This is a genomic window from Streptomyces niphimycinicus (assembly GCF_018883605.1).
GTDB lineage: Bacteria > Actinomycetota > Actinomycetes > Streptomycetales > Streptomycetaceae > Streptomyces > Streptomyces niphimycinicus.
This window is the reverse complement of the sequence record NZ_JAHLEM010000174.1, coordinates 1-16,111: the sequence shown is the minus strand read 5'-3', so window position 1 is coordinate 16,111 and position 16,111 is coordinate 1. Positions and strand designations below refer to the sequence as shown.

At 70.9% G+C, this 16,111-nt stretch carries 13 protein-coding genes and 2 pseudogenes; 5 read left to right on the top strand and 10 right to left on the bottom strand.

The genetic code is table 11. The features are described from left to right. The first annotated feature begins 548 nt into the window (after positions 1-548). The 3 genes from KN815_RS17285 (at position 549) to KN815_RS17275 (ending at position 2,909) form a co-directional block, all read left to right on the top strand. On the top strand, positions 549-1,208 hold the full coding sequence (locus tag KN815_RS17285; protein WP_216342819.1) for a sporulation delaying protein family toxin: 660 nt from the start codon (positions 549-551) through the stop codon (positions 1,206-1,208). A gap of 100 nt (positions 1,209-1,308) precedes the next feature. Further along, complete coding sequence (locus KN815_RS17280) at positions 1,309-1,905, top strand: SdpA family antimicrobial peptide system protein (RefSeq protein ID WP_216342818.1); 597 nt, start codon at positions 1,309-1,311, stop codon at positions 1,903-1,905. Beyond that, complete coding sequence (locus tag KN815_RS17275) at positions 1,902-2,909, top strand: sporulation-delaying protein SdpB family protein (protein ID WP_253209038.1); 1,008 nt, start codon at positions 1,902-1,904, stop codon at positions 2,907-2,909. Before KN815_RS17280 ends, KN815_RS17275 begins: the two co-directional genes overlap by 4 nt. An 88-nt stretch (positions 2,910-2,997) precedes the next feature. Here KN815_RS17275 and KN815_RS17270 read toward each other — a convergent pair whose 3' ends face one another. From KN815_RS17270 to KN815_RS17255, 4 genes are all read right to left on the bottom strand, one after another. Continuing rightward, the gene (locus tag KN815_RS17270; RefSeq protein WP_372458382.1) at positions 2,998-3,345 is read right to left on the bottom strand and encodes a GntR family transcriptional regulator; all 348 of its coding nucleotides are present in this window, start codon (positions 3,343-3,345) and stop codon (positions 2,998-3,000) included. A gap of 10 nt (positions 3,346-3,355) precedes the next feature. After that, positions 3,356-3,802, bottom strand: coding sequence for a hypothetical protein (locus tag KN815_RS17265; protein ID WP_216342816.1), 447 nt, complete (start codon positions 3,800-3,802; stop codon positions 3,356-3,358). Then, complete coding sequence (locus KN815_RS17260; RefSeq protein WP_216342815.1) at positions 3,799-4,302, bottom strand: hypothetical protein; 504 nt, start codon at positions 4,300-4,302, stop codon at positions 3,799-3,801. The genes KN815_RS17265 and KN815_RS17260 overlap by 4 nt, the downstream gene beginning before the upstream one ends. A 615-nt stretch (positions 4,303-4,917) precedes the next feature. Further along, positions 4,918-5,505, bottom strand: coding sequence for an FAD-dependent monooxygenase (locus KN815_RS17255; RefSeq protein WP_301184591.1), 588 nt, complete (start codon positions 5,503-5,505; stop codon positions 4,918-4,920). A 370-nt stretch (positions 5,506-5,875) separates the two neighbouring features. On the opposite strand from KN815_RS17255, the gene KN815_RS17250 reads away from it, so the two are divergent. Continuing rightward, complete coding sequence (locus KN815_RS17250; RefSeq protein ID WP_216342813.1) at positions 5,876-6,367, top strand: MarR family winged helix-turn-helix transcriptional regulator; 492 nt, start codon at positions 5,876-5,878, stop codon at positions 6,365-6,367. A gap of 883 nt (positions 6,368-7,250) precedes the next feature. Here the strand turns inward: KN815_RS17250 and KN815_RS17245 are convergent. Both KN815_RS17245 and KN815_RS17240 read right to left on the bottom strand, forming a co-directional pair. Then, positions 7,251-7,433, bottom strand: a pseudogene (locus KN815_RS17245) (hypothetical protein); the annotation flags it as partial. A 164-nt stretch (positions 7,434-7,597) separates the two neighbouring features. Continuing rightward, entirely contained in the window at positions 7,598-10,204 is a 2,607-nt protein-coding gene (locus tag KN815_RS17240) for a cation-translocating P-type ATPase (protein WP_216342812.1), read from the bottom strand. Between the two features lie 151 nt (positions 10,205-10,355). Between KN815_RS17240 and KN815_RS17235 the strand changes: the two genes are divergently transcribed. Continuing rightward, a complete protein-coding gene (locus KN815_RS17235; protein ID WP_216342842.1) occupies positions 10,356-11,231 on the top strand; it encodes a universal stress protein in 876 nt (291 codons plus the stop codon). Between the two features lie 18 nt (positions 11,232-11,249). Here the strand turns inward: KN815_RS17235 and KN815_RS17230 are convergent, their stop codons facing one another. The 4 genes and pseudogenes from KN815_RS17230 to KN815_RS17220 form a co-directional block, all read right to left on the bottom strand. Further along, positions 11,250-13,979, bottom strand: coding sequence for a bifunctional acetate--CoA ligase family protein/GNAT family N-acetyltransferase (locus KN815_RS17230; protein ID WP_216342811.1), 2,730 nt, complete (start codon positions 13,977-13,979; stop codon positions 11,250-11,252). After that, complete coding sequence (gene ppk2, locus KN815_RS50430) at positions 13,976-14,863, bottom strand: polyphosphate kinase 2 (RefSeq protein ID WP_253209044.1); 888 nt, start codon at positions 14,861-14,863, stop codon at positions 13,976-13,978. Before ppk2 ends, KN815_RS17230 begins: the two co-directional genes overlap by 4 nt. Positions 14,864-14,920: 57 nt before the next feature. Further along, a pseudogene (locus KN815_RS50425) lies at positions 14,921-15,772 on the bottom strand (universal stress protein); the annotation flags it as partial. A 59-nt stretch (positions 15,773-15,831) separates the two neighbouring features. Next, a partial coding sequence (locus KN815_RS17220) for a universal stress protein (RefSeq protein ID WP_216342809.1) occupies positions 15,832-16,111 on the bottom strand: 280 nt, incomplete at its 5' end.

Here is a 16,111-nt window from a genome sequence, read left to right as displayed (position 1 = left end):
GGGTACAGGGGGGCACCGTGTACGGCAGCCGTACTGACCACCTCCACCTCTAGGCGGCTCGGGCAACTCGTGGGTCGTCGCCGAGCAGCGTGCGGGCCCGCCGGAATCGCCGTCTGCGTCATGGACGCGGACGGCCCGCTGCCTCAGGTGGCACCCGCCCACGTCCTGCCACTGAGCCGCTCACCTTCGCTCCCGCCGTCAGCACGCATTCCTTCGCGCTTGGAATTCGTTATTCCGGATTCTCCGCGGAGAGACGGGCTGGACCAAAGCCATCCTTGAGAACGAACCGGGGCCAGGAATCAAGTTCTTTTTGCGTGACCGACGATTTCACGCCGCGCGTGAGGGTTGCCCGGATCCGTGGGTTGTGACCTAGATGTAACGCGAAAAGTGATGCATGCCACAACGGACTTCAGCGGGGTGTTACTCCAGGTAAAAAATGCCATAAAGTCCGGTGCGATCCACGAACGAAAAGCGGGGCGGCCCGAATCCGCAATGATCGAACCCGCCCCGCTGTGCAGTGCTGTCAACACCACACAGGAGTATCTTAAGTGAATCGCAGGACTCTCCACACTGTCGCGGCGTCCGCTGCCGCCGTTCTCGCGCTGGGTGTCGCGGTGCCCGCGGTGGCCCTCGACAACGCCCCGAGCGCCAAGTCCGGCCCGACGATGAAGTTGGCCGCTCAGCAGGGCGCCAGAGTCGGCACCGACCAGGACGGCCGCGACATCTTAGCGGGCCTGTTCTTCATCCAGGGCGAGGTCGGCAAGCAGTTCGTCGACATGCCCGAGTACACGGAGGCGAAGAAGAACTACGAGGCGAACAACTCCGCCAAGGCGAAGAAGGCCACGGCTCTCGTGATGGACGCCATCGCCAAGAAGGACAAGGGCTTCTTCGCGGACTACTCGGCCAAGCTGCGCTCGGGTGACCCGCGCAAGGTGGAGGCCGGTATGGGCGACGCCGTGAAGCTGCTCAACAAGGTCGTTTCCGAGGACGAGAAGGACCTGGGCGACGGCTCCGGCAAGTGCGTCATCAACGTGCTCGCCGTGCAGTCGCTGGTGGTCGTGACCACTGGCGGCGCCGCCGCGGTGTCGGTCGCCGTCGCGGTGCAGGCGTGGAAGTGGGTGGTCAACGCTTCGATGGCGGCGGGCACCTCGGACTTGTCCAAGGACCAGAAGATCGCCGACATCACCGAGCTTCTGGCCACCGCCTGAAAGCTGAGCTGAGTACCGCTGCGTAACCGGCGGGCCGTCCCCTCCCAGTTTCTGGGGGCGGCCCGCCGCGCCGTGACACCTCCGTCTCCTTGGACTGCTTATGCCTCTCCCTGACTTCCCCTGGCGGGCCGACACCCCGGCCCCGAGATCCCGCACACCTCGCCGCTGGATCACCCTCGTCACCGCGGTGTGGGCGCTGGCGGCCGTCTACGTGGCCCAGGCATTCCTCCCACCGAACGTGATCAAGCTGCCCGGACAGAAGAAGGCTCACAAGGTGGCCCTGGCCGTGGCCCCGCAGGGCTGGGCGTTCTTCACCAAGTCGCCCCGTGAGCCGGTGTATGTGCCCTTCCGGCAGCTCGCCGACGGCACCTGGTCCGATGCGCGGATATCGCCGCACGCGAAGCCGTCGAACGCCTTCGGCCTGGACCGGGCCTCCCGGTCGCAGGGCATCGAAGGGGCGCTGATGGTCCGCAAGGACGGCATCCGCTGGAACGACTGCTCTGATGCTTCCTCGGCGGAGGAGTGCCTGAAGGGCGCGAAGTTGTCCAAACCGGTGACGAACACCTCGCCGGCGCCGTCACTGTGCGGACGCGCCGCGCTGGTGGAGATGAAGCCGGTCCCCTTCGCCTGGCGTGACCTGATGGAAGGCAGCCACAGCGTGGAGCGGGCGGCCGTATGGGATGTGACCTGCGAGTGAGCACAGACCGCATGCTGCGGCTGCCGTGGACCAACGTCTACGGCCTCGCCCGCACCCTCGCCGCGCTCGGCACGGCGGGCACACTGATCTTCTCCAGCGCCGAGACCCTCTTCCGTCCCGTCGCGACCCTTGGCGACTACCCGCCGTGTGACGGAGTGCTGTCCGCCTCGGCGTTCTGTGCCGCGAAGGACTCGTACTCCGGGCTGACGTGGATCATGTACGGCTGTGTCGCGGTGCTGCTGATCGCCGCCTCCGGCTGGCGCCCACGCCTGACGGCGCTGCCACACGCCTACGTCAACTACTCGGTGTTCTCCGGGATCGCCATCAACGACGGCGGCGATCAGGTGGCGCTGATCCTCTCGGTGCTGTTCGTGCTGCCCGCCCTGGGCGATGCGCGGCGCTGGCACTGGAACGAGCCGCCCGCTTTCACTGGTGCCCGGAGGCAGCGGGTGTGGGCGCTGCTGGGCCTGTCGTCGCTGGTGATGCTGCGCCTTCAGATGTCGGTCATCTACTTCCAGTCGGCGGTGGCGAAGCTTCCGCACGCGGAGTGGGCCGACGGAACCGCCCTGTGGTACTGGGCGCAGGACCTCAACTTCGGCGCCGCGCCGTGGCTGTCGTGGCTGATCGATCCGATCGTGGCGACGCCCATAGGCGTAGCGCTGATGACATGGACCCCGCTGGTCATCGAACTGGCCCTGGCGGCGGCGCTGTTGCTGCCGCAGCGCTACCGGTACTGGGCGATGTGGCACGGGTTCTTCTTCCATCTGTGCATCGCCGCGGTGATGGGCCTGTGGTCCTTCGCGCTTGCCATGGCCGCGGGGATCACGGTGCTCTGCATGCCGCTCGGTTCGCACATCCGCCGCCGTACCGAGGGTGGGCGACAGACCGAGCCGGAGCCGACCGTCGAGCCGGCCGAGGTCCCGCAGGCGGAACGGGCCGAACAAGCGCAGCAAAAGGAACAGCCGGACACGCCGGGGCCGGGAAAGACCGCAGCGCTGCCCTGACAGGCGGGCAGCCGTACCGGCAGATCAGGGTGCGGGGCAGTCGGGAGTGCCGGTACGGCCACCCCGCACCCCTTCCACCGGCCCCCAGTCAGTCCCAGTAGGACGCGACCAGCGCCAGCGCGTCATCCCGGCCCGTTCCCAGGGAACGGGAGAGCTGCGCGAACTCCCGTGCCAGCGCCTCCAATCGCGCACGGCCCGGGTCGATCTCCCGGATGACGATCGCTCCGCGCCCGCGACGCAGCTCGATCAAGCCCTCGGTGGCCAGGGTCTGGTATCCACGCAGCACGGTGTGGAACGAGATCTGCAGCGAGCGGGCCAGATCCCGGGCGGAGGGCAGCCGGTCGCCGGTACGCAGCCGACCGGAGACCAGGTGACCGCGGATCTGCGCGGCGATCTGGTCGCCGATAGTCTCCTTGGAGGCCGCGTCGATCTCCACCAGCACTCCTTCAGCCCTCCTTCCGCAGCCGGTTGACCAACGAGGCGGCGGAGACCGCGTCATCCACGGTGATGACGAACTCCCGGCCGCTGGTCAGCGTCAGCCACAGCGCGTCGCCCGGGCGCAGCGCCAGGGCGTGCCGCCCCGGCATGATGCGGTACCCGAAGCCTCCCATGTCCATCAGCCTGGCGTAACCCGCCTCCGCCTTGTCGATCTTCTCCAGCGCCACCGTACGCACCGGCACCGGGCCGCAGGCCACGCGCACGCCGCCGGCGTCCACGCTGACCCGTACCAGCCCGCAGCCCGCGGTGCAGACGGCGAAGAAGACGGGAGCCCACATCCACCACGCCAGGCCGTTGGCGATCGCCAGCAGGGCGACGACCAGGAGGATGACCCCGGCGACGGGCAGGCACCAGGAGGGCCCGGCGGCGCGGGACCACACCCCGCGGGTCGTCACCGGCGTTCCGCCTTCCGCGCCATCAGCACACCCGCCGCACCGGCCACCACCGCGAGCACGGCGGTGACCGGTCCGTGCAGGACCCAGTTGATGTCGTACGCCTCCAGCAACTGCGCGTGGTCCAAGTCGCTGCCGCGGGCGTTGGCGTGCAGGTCCACGGCGAAGAGGTATGTCTCACCCACACCGAACCCCCAGCACACGGCGGCGGTGAGCAGGTACTGGCCGTTCGTCTGCGCGCCCTTGATCAGTGCCGGGACGAACAGCGCGCCCTGGAGCAGGAAGACAAGGGTCACGCTCGCCACGAATTTTGGCGCCGACATGAAGCCGTCCGGACCGCCCGACCCGGTGTGCGAGACCACTTCCGCGGGCATACGGTCACGCAGCACCAGTAGCACCACCCACGGCACCACCGCCGCCACCAGCCATGGCGCGGCACCGAGTGCGATCTGTCCCGGCGGCCACCCGGCGCGGTCTCGTCTGGCCTCGGTCGTCGCGATCACGAACTCACCCCTCCTTGTTCGATTGTTACTAATCAACTATATCAATGAGGCGAGGCGCACCGACTGTTTCCAGCCTTCCGGTGGGTGACGGCCAATGGGTTTTGCGGGCCGGCGCTCCGTACATGACGATGTCGGCGTCGTCGGCCTACTCGTCGTCGGGGTCCGGGCGCCACTTGCGGACCTGGACGACTCGGCTCGGGGCCCACCTGGTGCCAGACTGGCCAGAAAGCTCGGTTCCGCACGTGGATGGGTCATATACCCCATCGAGGTCGGGAGGAGTGAATGCGCCCTCCACACGGTGGGGCGACGTCATGGAGGCTGCGATCAGTTCGAGGACACCGAGAGCACACCAAGAGGATCTCCCGCGCGGCACTGCCGGAAGGGATCACTCATCTGCCAGGCTTTCCTCGCCTGCGCGGGCGCCTCACCGGGCCTCGGGCGGGCGCCACGCCGGTCCCCGGACGGAGCCGAAAGCGGTGAACGGGAAGTCGTCGCCACTGCCCCAGACAAGGTGAACCCGCGGAGCGCTAGAGGATCACATCGCGCCACGCCGTCCGCAACCCCGCTAGGCTGAGGCTGAGCTCCTCGAAGCGTTTCTCGAACCATCTAGGGCTGTCACTCATCGGCCAGAACCCTCTGCCGAGCGGTCTGGAACTCGTCGATGAAGGGGCGCCGCAGTGCGATGAAGTCGTCGATCGGCCCGCTGCCGCCGTCTTCCGCGTGACGGCAGAGGGCCTCCGCGACCAGCAGGGCGTCCTGGATGGACGTGTTCACGCCCTGGCCACCGATGTTGTGCATACCGTGCGCACAGTCCCCGAGGAGCAGCACCCCTTCACGCCTCCACGCCGATGCGCTGACGATCTGAGGGGTGATCGTGATGATCCGGTCCAGCAGCGCGAGTGCGTCGGCCAGGGGTCGGTCCTGGTCTCGCAGCACCGTGCGGCACCATTGCGCGATCTGGTCGGGTGTGGCCTCGCGGCCCATCAGGTACGTGAAGACATAGGTCAGTCCGGGGGATGCGCCGGGAACAGTCGTGGCCATACCATCCGTGCGGCGATGTGCCCGGATCGTTCGCGGGTAGTCTTCCGGGGTGGGCACCGGGACCAGTGAAAGAGTGTGGTCGGCGCCTTCGAGACGGGCGTCGATGCCAGCCATCTCCCGGGTTTCGGACTGCTTTCCACCGCAGTGTGAGCTGGTCGTCAGGATCGTCGACCGATGCCACCACCGTCCGGCAATTCCCCGCCTCGGTGCGTTCCAGCCGACGGACCTGGGTACCCGCGAGGACGGCGACCGACGGATGCTCGCTCACTCGATCGAGCAGGGACTTCCGTAACATGCCCTGTGTCACGTTCAGGGCGTACCCCACGGGAGCCCCGGGCAGATCTTCGAAGGAACCGGCGAAGATCCGCTCCTCGGGGCCGTACTCCTCTACGGCGGTGATAGAACCCTCTAGTTCCACAGAATGCCGGAATTCGATCAGGCGGTGGAGCAGATCGAGCGTCACTGGCTGCAGCAGGGCGCCCTGAACCGGCCGGGTGCCCCGTGCAGCGGGCCGGGACGGTAGAAAGGGCGTATGCCGCGCCGTTCCCCAGATTCCGAGTCCGCCGCCGAGGCGATGGTCACCGCCCTGTTGACCGCGTCCCGGCTGCTGGTCGCCGTCTCCGCCAGGTCGTTGGCCGCGGTGGAGGATTCCCTGACGCTGCCGCAGTTCCGGATGCTGGTCGTCCTCGACGGCCGTGGGCCGCTGAGCTTGTCCGGGCTGGCGGGGGAGATGGGGGTGCAGCCCTCGACGGCCATGCGCATGATCGACCGGCTGGTCGCGGCGGGCATGGTCGCGCGCGGTGTGTCCGCGGGAGACCGGCGCACCAGCGTGATTTCTCTCACTAAGATCGGTCGGCGGATCGTCAGTGAGGCCACGGGTCGGCGGCGGCAGGAGATCGCGCGCATCGTCGACGCCATGCCGCCGGGCCAGCGGCGCCATCTCATCGAGGCGCTACAGGCGTTCACCGAAGCCGGCGGTGAGCCCGCGGCCGGAGACGGCCCGCAGGCGCACGCGACCTGGTGACGTCCGGCGGCGATTCCGGCGGTACCGAGGCGGACGCCGGGGCGCGGCCGGGGATGCTCGCCAGCCGGCAGCGCCTCGTACACCGGCATGGCGTCCGGCGCTGTCTGCGCCGCGGCCGTCGCCCCGTGACGCGCTCCCGGGCCGCGGCCCGGGCCCGGGGGCACAAAGCCGCAGGTCGCAGTAGTCGGTGTGGCGAGTGGAAACCGATACCGTTGCAGCCTTTGCGCCCTGGCGGGCCGCTGCGGTTCACTCGGTGGCACATCCGCTTACGGGGGTCGCTTGGGAGGTACTGTGCCCGGTCACGACCATCCGCGTTTCGGCCTCCAGCAGCGTCCACAACGCCGGGAAGCAGGGCGGCGGGCACTCCCACGGTGTCGCGGCCGATGCTGACCGGCGCCGGCTGACCACTGCCCCGGTGGCGATGCGGCCGACGGCCCGCCCGGCCCGAGGCGGCCGCACCTGCGGACTCGACGAGCCGAGATCCTCTCCGCCCAGGCCAACGGCCTCGCCCTGGTCCTGCTGCTCACCTGGCCCGGTTACGCAGCCAACCACCGGCAGCCCCACCGGTCGAGGGCAGGCTGGTCCTGATCCGACGACGGCGAGGACACCCACGGCCCCGACCACCGCCCAGGACCCCACCAGCACGGACAACGATCCCGACCACCCGCCCATCCTCCGGGGAGGAAGTACCCTCCACGACGCCCGACGCCGACTACTACGGGCGCCGGACCTGACCGTCTCCCGCATGCTCACCACCTGGCACGCGGATCCGGCCCTGCTGCTGTCCTTCATGGTGATCACTGCCGCCTACCTCACGGCCGTGGTCAGCGCGCGCCGCAGCGCCGCGTTCGCGGCCACGCTGGCGAGCACGGCGCTGGTCACAGTCCACTCCGGTCAGGCACATCACCCGCCACCACCGCTGCCCCCGGTGCCCCTCGGGGACCTGGGCATGCGGTCCGGGCTGCTGTTTGGCCATATCGGACAGGCCCTGGAGCAGCCAGGTCCGCAGACGGCCTCCCGTGGGGGCCTCCGCCGGGCGGGGCTCCACATCGGTGGAGATGGCCATCGCGTACTCCTGGGTCACATAGCGCTTACCGATCATGCCGTCCACGGACGAACGGTCGAATCAGGGTAAGCGGGACCTTCGCCGCCCCTCACAGTGGCATGTCCATCACGGCCCGGCGCGAGCATCTGGGCGTTCGCCGGTCCGCCACCCGACAGTCGGCCAGTTCAGCGATGGGCCGGGCCGGGCGCCGAGCGGGGGCGGGGCGGGCGAAGCGGGAAGAGCCCTCGTTGTACACGCATGACGACGTGACCCAGGCCGGAGAGAGCACCGGCGATCGCGAGGTCGACAAGGGGCAATGGTTCCGTGCCCAACAGCGCGCGCAGGGGTGGGAGATAGACGCCCGCCACTTGCAGGGCCAGGGCCGTCCCCACGGCCAGCAGCAGGAACGGGTTGGCGAGGCTGCCGGGGCGGGCGCGGGAGCCCAGCGCGACACCGAGTTGGGTGGCGCCGAGGACCAGGAACGTCACGGACTGCCAGGGTCGTCCGGCCTCCCGGGCCCAGACCGCGGCGACCAGGGTGACACCGGCGACGAAGACCCCCATGGCCAGGAGCCGCGGCCAGAGTCCGGCGCCTAGGACGCTCTCCTCGGGCGGGCGTGGTGGGTGGCGCATCACCCCCGGCTCCACGGGTTCGGCTCCGAGTGCCACTCCGGGGAGGCCATGGGTGAGCAGGTTGATCCACAGGATCTGGGCGGGGAGCAGGGGCAGGGGCATGCCGAGGAACGGGCCGAGGAGCATCACCAGGATTTCCGCCGTTCCTCCGGCGAGGGCGTAGAGCAGGAACCGGCGAACGTTGGCGTAGACGCGGCGGCCCTCCTCGACGGCGGCGACGACGGTGGCCAGGTTGTCGTCGGCGAGCACCAAGTCGGCCGCCTGGCGGGCCACTTCGGTGCCGCGCTGTCCCATGGCGACGCCGATGTCCGCGCGGCGCAGCGCGGGACCGTCGTTGACGCCGTCGCCGGTCATCGCCACCACATGGCCCGCCGCGCGCCACGCCTGGACGATGTCCAGTTTCTGATCGGGCGTGGTCCGGGCGTAGACGCGCGAGGCGGTCAGTGGGCCCGCAGTGCCCTGGCGGATGCGTTCACCCGTGGTGACCTCGTCCTCCCGGACCGTGATGCCCGCGCGCGCGGCCACCGCCCGTGCCGTGAGGGGGTGGTCGCCGGTGATGAGGACCGGGGCGATACCGGCGTGTTCGCACGCCGTGACGGTGGTTCGGGAGGTGTCGCGGGGCGGGTCGAGGATGCCGATCAGGCCGAGCAGAGAAAGCCCCGATTCCCAGGCACCCGGGCTCCGGAATCGTGTTTCGTCGTGGTCGGCCGAGGCGATGGCGAGGACTCGGTATCCGTCGCGGGCCAGTGTCTCGGCCTGGGCGGCGGCCCGGGTCCGCGTATCCGGGGGGTCGGTGAGGACCGGCGGCCGGAGCATGACCTCGGGGGCTCCCTTGCACACGATCCGGAGTCCGCCGCCGGGCGCGCGGTGCACCGTCGTCATGCGCTTGCGCGCGCTCTCGAAGGGGATCTCGTCGACCCGTGGCAGTTCGCGTTCCAGCGCCGTCCGGTCCAGGCCGAGCCTGGCTCCGGCCGTGAGCAAGGCGGCCTCGGTGGGGTCGCCCATCGCGCGCCACAGCCTGTCGCCGTCCGCAGGAGGCTCCAGCGCGGCGTCGTTGCACAGCATCGAGGCGCGCAGCAGCGCGGCCAGGTCCGGGGCGTCGCGCGCGGTCACCGGGTGGCCGTCGCGTACGACGTGGCCTTCTGGGCCGTAGCCGATGCCGCTGACAGTGGCCTCGCCCTGCGGCGTCCATAGTCTCTCCGCGGCCATCCGACCCTCGGTGAGGGTGCCCGTCTTGTCGGTGGCGAGCACCGTGACCGAGCCCAGGGTCTCCACCGCGGGCAGCCGCCGGACGATGGCGTGTCGCTCCGCCATCCGCCGTGCCCCCAGAGCCAGGGCGAGGGTGACCACGGCGGGCAGGGACTCCGGTACGGCCGCGACGGCGAGGCTGATCGCGGCCACGACCATCAGCTCGACGGGCTGTCCGCGTACCAGCCCCAAGGCGAGCACCACCGCGCACAGTGCGACGGTGACGGCCGCCAGCACCCTGCCGAACCGGGCCAGTCGGCGCTGCAGCGGGGTCAGTCCGGGCGCGGTACCCATCAGCGCGGCGATCCGGCCGAGCGCGCTGTCCGGGCCGGTGCCGGTGATCCGGACCCGTCCGCGGCCGCGGACGACCACCGTGCCCGCCGACACCGTGGACGGCGGCCGGTCCGCGTCGGCGGCCTTCTCCACCGGGACGGACTCGCCCGTCAGCGCCGACTCGTCGAGCAGGAGCAGGGCCGCGTCGACGACCTCACCGTCAGCGGGCACGATGTCCCCCTCGCCCAGCAGGACCAGGTCTCCCGGCACCACGTCGGCAGCGGGTACGGAACACTCCCCGCCGTCGCGCACCACCCGGGCGGTGGGCGCGCTGAGGGCCGTCAGGGCGGCCACGGCCCGTTCCGCCCGTACCTCCTGGACGACGCCGGCCACGGTGTTCACCGTGATGACGAGCAGGATCACCGCGGCGTCGGGCAGGTCTCCCGTGGTCAGGGTCAGCACGGCGGCCATGAGCAACACCACGATCAGCGGGTCGCGCAACTGCTGCAGCACACGACGCCACACCGGGGTGCGCCGCTCCCGGGCGACGACATTGGCCCCGTACTCCTCCAGCCGCCGCGCCGCCTCCTCCCGCGACAGACCCGCGGCGAAGCGCTCGGCGCGGCGAGGGGTCGGCATGCCTTCATCGTGTGGCCGATGTTCCCGGATCGCATCCGGCGCCTACGGGACCGGGCGACGGATCGGTCCAGGCGAGGAAGCGGGGCGGTGTGTACGTGGCCACGGGGTACCCGAGGTGCACGAGCCGACCGGAGGAAAGGCGGTGGGGATGATGGCGCTCCCGCTGGTCGTGGGTGTCGATGGATCGGAGTCCAGCCTGGAGGCCCTGGACTGGGCCGTGGACGAGGCGGCACGCCATGAACTGCCCTTGCACCTGGTCCATGCTTCCCGATGGGAACGGTACGAAGGACGTCTGCCCTCGTTCGGCACCGACCGTCCCACTGGGGATGTAGCGGCCGAGAACATCGTCGCCGCCTGCGCGGAACGCGCGACGTTGCGCAACCCTGACGTGAAGGTGTCCGCCGAGGTGCTGGCCGAGGACACCGTGATGGCGCTGCTGGAGCAGAGCCGTGAGGCGTTCGCCGTGGTCACGGGGTCCCGTGGCAGGGGCGCGATCGCGGAGACGCTTCTGGGGTCGGTCAGTTTGGCGGTGGCGGCACGTGCCGTCTGCCCGGTGGTCGTGGTCCGTGGTGGGGAGAGCAACCGCGCGGGCGCCCTCGGGCGCGTGGTTCTCGCGGTCGGCGACCTCGTGGAGGGGTCGGTAGCCGTCCGGTTCGCCTTCCGTGAGGCGCGAGCGCGGGACGCCGCACTGCACGCCCTACGCTCCTGGCGGCGCCCCGCGCACCCCCATGCGGGCCAGTCGCTGCTCGAGCGTGAGGCGACCAGCCTGATCTACGAGGAGCAGGCGGCGGGCGTCCTCAGCGAGGTGCTGGATCAGGTCGAGCGCGAGCACGATGACATCGCGGTCCACCGCGAAGTCATCGAGGGGCCGGCGCACCGGGTGCTGCTGGATGTGTCGGAGCAGGCCGATCTGCTGGTGGTCGGCGCCCTCCAGCGGCGTGACCACACGGGTTTGCAGCTCGGTCGGGTCAGCCACGCCGTACTCCACCGCTCCGCATGCCCGGTGGTGATCGTGCCACAGGTGTGAGGGTGCGCGGCACGGTACTCAGGCCCGCCACCGCCGGGCGGCGCGTAGCCGCCGCAGGTAGGGGTCGTGCGCGTGGCGTGGCAGGATGCGCAGCCGGACGTCCAGTGCGACGACTCCGTCGGGTCGGGCCACCACCGGGTTGAGGTCGGTCTCGGCGAGCTGGGGCAGGTCGCAGGCCATCCGGGACAGCCTCAGCAGCAGTTGCTCCAGCCCCTCCAGGTCCACCGGCCCGCCGCCCCGGTAGCCGAAGAGCAACGGGGCGCAGCGCGGGGCGGTGAGGAGGCTGTGCGCATCGCGGTCGGTGAGCGGGGCGAGCCTGGCGGCGTGGTCGGCGAGGAGTTCGGTGGCGGTGCCGCCGAGACCGAAGAGCACCAGAGGGCCGAACACCTCGTCCTGGATGACACCCGCGAACAGCTCCACGCCGCGGCGGGCCATGGGCTGGAGGAGCGCACCGGCCATCCGGTCCCCGAAGTGCGCCCGCAGATCGCGGTAGGCGTGGCGCACCTGGTCCGGTCCCTCCAGGTCGAGCCGCAGCGCTCCCTGGTCACTCTTGTGCACCAGTCCTGGCCAGTACGCCTTGATGGCCACCCGGTCGCGCTCGTCTGCCACCAGGTGCCGTGCGGCGGCCACGGCGGTGTCCTCGTCCTCGGCCCAGGCCCAGGGCAACTGGGGGACGCGATAGCAATCGAGCAGCGCGGCGCAGCCACGGGGGTCGGGCCAGCCCCCGTCGGGGTGACGGGTGAGGAAGTCCTCCACGAGGGCCGTTGCACCGGCGGGGTCGATGCCCGACAGCGGTGGCAGGGTGCCCGGCGGTTCGGCTCGCCAGCGCGCGTAGCGGGCGGCATGGGCCAGTGCGCGCGCCGCCGACTGCGGCTCGGCATAGGCGGGTACGGGGCGGTCGTCGGCGCTTGCGAGGAGCCGTACGGGCGCCTCCTGGTCGAGGAGGACCGCGGCCACCGGCCGGGGCCGCTGTCCCGGTGCGTCGGTGAGGGCCAGCAGCGGGTCGTCCCGCGTTCCGGTGGCGAGCGCGGTGGGCACGAGCACCACCAGCACGGCGTCCACGGTTCCGTGCGCCGCCAGCCGGTCCACGCAGGAGCGCATCCGGTCGGCGGTGACGGCGGCCGTGGTGTCCACGGGGTTACTGGTGGCAGCGCCGGGCGGCAGGACCGGCCGCAGTTCACCGGCCAGGCCGACGTCCAAGGCGGGGACGGCGAGTCCCGCGTCGGCGCAGGCGTCGGCGGCGAGCACACCGGCGCCTCCCGCGTTGCTCACCACCGCGACCCGGATGCCCGTGGGCAGCGGCTGCGCGTGCAACAGGGCCGTGGTGTCGACCAGTTCGGCGATACTCCGGGTGGCGATGATTCCCGCCTGGGTGAACAGAGCACCGCGGGTCATGGTGGGGGTGGCCGCGGCGGCGGTGTGCGAGGCGGCGGCGCGCCGTCCGGCTTCCGAGCGGCCCGCGTCCACGGTGAGCACCGGCATGGTGCGGGCGACGCGGCGCGCGGTGCGCGAGAAGGCCCGGGGATTACCGAAGGACTCCAGGTGGAGTACGGCGAGCCGAGTGCCGGGGTCCGCCTCCCACCACTGGAGCATGTCGTTGCCGCTGACGTCGTACTTGTCGCCGAGCGAGACGAAGCTGGACACGCCGACGCCGAGACGGCCGAACCGTTCGAGCAGCGCGATGCCGACGCCCCCGGACTGCACGGCGACCCCCGCGCACCCTGGCAGCAGAGGATGCGCGGCGAACGTGGCGTTCAGCCTCGCCTCGTCGGCCGGGTCGGCGATGCCCAGGCAGTTGGGGCCCACCAGCCGCATCCCGTGGCGTCGGCAGCAGGTGAACAGCGCCTCCGCCTGGCCGGTGTCGAGCCCCGCCGTCAGGACGACCAGCGCCCGCACACCCGCCGTGCCGCACTGCCCGGCGACGTCGGGCACCGCGGGCGCCGGTACGGCGAGTACGACGAGATCCGGTACGAGCGGGAGGGCCGCCACGGAGGGGAACACCGGTGTCCCCTCGATGACCCGGGCGTGCGGGTTGACCGCGTACAGCGCCCCGGTGAAACCACCTGACCGCAGGTTTCTCAGCACCGCCCGCCCGACCGATCCTGGCCGCCGGCCCGCCCCCGCGACGGCCACCGAGCGTGGTCTCAGCAGTGGCCGCAGGCTGGCCACATCGGCGATGCGGCCGCGTCGGTCCACCGCCGCCAGGTAGTGCTCGTCCTGCTCCAGGTGGACGGTGCAGCGGACGTCGATACCGTCGAAGTGACGGGAGGTGCGCAGCCCCAGATCGGCGAAGACCTTCAGCACCTCGTGATTGTCTGCGAGCGCTTCGGCGGTGAAGCCGGAGATGCCCGCCTCCCGGGCAGCGTGGACGAGGTGTTCGAGCAGCAGGGTGCCTATGCCTTGGCCGTGGCGGCCCTCGGCGACGGCCAGGGCGATGTCCGCGGACACCGGTTGGCCAGGGGCTGTGGGCAGCATGGTGTACTCGGCCACCCCGACCACCCGGCCGTCGGCCAAGGCGACGAGCGCACGGTAGCCACGGTTTCCCGGTGCGCAGATGCGCTCCGCCGCCTCCTGTGCGTAGCGCGGGTTGACGGCGAAGAAGCGCAGCCGCATGGCCTCGGGAGACAGCTCCTGATGCATGCGCAGTACTTCGTCCCGGTCCTGTGGTCGCGCGGGGCGTATCTCAACGGTGCTGCCGTCGGCGAGCAGGGCGTGGACCGTATCGGGACGGTGTGTGGTGTCCGTCATCCGTGTCCCCTCGCTTCGGCCGTGTCCGTGTCCGTGTCGGGGGCTGGTCCACGGCCCGGCGCCAGGAGCGAGGCCGCGTGGTCGGGCACGAAGGTCTGCAGGTCCTTGGGCGGCCGCTGGTAGCCGGTGGACGCGGGGCGGGACGGCAGGCGCAATTCCGGGAGCCTCACGTCGCCGTACGGCACGGTCGACAGCAGGTGGGCGATCATGTTGATGCGGGCGGCGCGCTTGTCGTCGCTGTCGACGACGTACCACGGGGCCTCGGGGATGTCGGTGCACGCGAACATCTCGTCCTTGGCGCGGGAGTACGCCTCCCAGCGAGCGACGGATTCCAGGTCCATCGCGGAGATCTTCCAGCGCCGCGTGGGATCGCTCAGCCGCTGGTGGAACCGCCGATCCTGCTCGGCGTCGCTCACGGAGAACCAGTACTTGCGCAGCAGGATCCCGTCCTCGACCAGCATCCGCTCGAAGACCGGGCACTGGCGGAGGAAGCGCTGGTGCTCCTCCTCGGTGCAAAAGCCCATGACGCGCTCCACTCCGGCCCGGTTGTACCAGCTACGGTCGAAGAGCACGATCTCCCCCGCGGCGGGAAACTGCCCGGCATAACGCTGGAAGTACCACTGGGTGCGTTCGCGGTCCGTGGGCACGGGCAGGGCTACGGTGCGTACGACGCGCGGGTTGAGGCGTGCGGTGACCCGTTTGATCGCGCCGCCCTTCCCAGCCGCGTCCCGCCCCTCGAAGACCACCACGACGCGCTGTCCCTCGGCCCGCACCCACTCCTGGAGCTTCACCAGTTCGATCTGCAGACGGCGCAGTTCCTCCTCGTACCGGGCACGCGGCAGCCGTCCTGGTCCGTCTTCGTCCTGCGGTGGGCGGCGTGCCATCGGTGCTCCCTTCCGGACCGGACGAGCAGTGACGTCATAGTGGGACACGACAGCGACGGGGCAGGCGGCGTGGTGGAGGAGCGCGTGAGCGGCATGGCCGAGGCGTGGGCCCACGGCGGGCCGGTCGACGGGGCGGCCGACCACCATCAGCCCGGCGTGCGACGCAGCTCCCAGCAGGACCTCCGCCGCGTGGCCGTGCTCGACCCGCTCGGTGACCGGGACGTCCGGATACTTCTCCCGCCACAGCTCGACGGCTTCCGCCAACCGTCCCCGATCCCGTTCGCACGGCTCGGGGCCCCGCATCTCGTCGGGAGGCGGCCGTGACGGCAGGCCGTAGGCGAACAGGGGCGCCGACGCCCAAGCCCGTACCGCCCGTACCGCCACTCCGTGCGCCGCGGCGGAGGCGAAGGCGAACTCGATCGGCGCGGCAGACTCCGGTGGCTCCTGGATGCCTACGACGACATCGCCGGTGTGAGACCCGGTTCGCTTCCCGTCATCCCTCCGCACCAGCACAACGGGGTTCGTGGACAGCGCGAGTACCCGCAGTCCGACGGACCCGAGCAGAAAGCCACCCATGGCGCCACGTCCGTGTGAGCCGAGCACCAGCATCTCGGAGGCCGCGCCCTGGGCCAACAGGGCCTCGACGGCCGTCTCGGGGAGCAGTTCGGTGGAGACCGGCACCTCCGGGTAGGCGGCCAGCACACGTGCCTTGGCATGCTCCAGGGCCTCCTGCGCCCAGAGCTCGCGCATCTCGGGTGCCTGCGCGGTACGGGCAGTTTGCGGCGGCAGTACCCAGGCGTGGATCAGCCGCAGCGGTGCACGACGGCACTGTGCCTCCCGCGCCGCCCAGTCGGTGGCGGCCAGGCTTTCGAGTGACCCGTCCAAACCTGCGGTGATGGGGTGAACCATGGGGATCTCCGTCGTCGGGAATGCGGATGGTCATCCGTCCCGCCCATGCCGCGTCCCGGTCATTCGTGGGGGACCACGGCGACCGGACAGTCCGCGTGGTGCACCGCCGCCTGCACCACGGGACCCAGGCGGGGACCCAGCGCGGGTGGGTGCTTCCGCCGTCCGACCATGAGCAGATCGCTGTCGGTCGCGGCCTGTACGACCGCCTGGGCCGGGCTCTCCAGCCGGACCTCGTCGACGACCCGCACCCGGGGGAACTTCTCCCGCCAGGGCCGCAGTACCTCATCCAGCTCCCGTCGCGCCTGCTCCATGGTGTCCTGAGCCACGTCGGATTCCCCG

Bases quoted from the DNA above. Each gene is read 5' to 3' on its own strand.
- ppk2 (WP_253209044.1), bottom strand. From the start codon at position 14,863: ATGGCACGCCGCCCACCGCAGGACGAAGACGGACCAGGACGGCTGCCG.
- KN815_RS17235 (WP_216342842.1), top strand. From the start codon at position 10,356: ATGGCGCTCCCGCTGGTCGTGGGTGTCGATGGATCGGAGTCCAGCCTG.
- KN815_RS17240 (WP_216342812.1), bottom strand. From the start codon at position 10,204: ATGCCGACCCCTCGCCGCGCCGAGCGCTTCGCCGCGGGTCTGTCGCGG.
- KN815_RS17230 (WP_216342811.1), bottom strand. From the start codon at position 13,979: ATGACGGACACCACACACCGTCCCGATACGGTCCACGCCCTGCTCGCC.
- KN815_RS17280 (WP_216342818.1), top strand. From the start codon at position 1,309: ATGCCTCTCCCTGACTTCCCCTGGCGGGCCGACACCCCGGCCCCGAGA.
- KN815_RS17250 (WP_216342813.1), top strand. From the start codon at position 5,876: ATGCCGCGCCGTTCCCCAGATTCCGAGTCCGCCGCCGAGGCGATGGTC.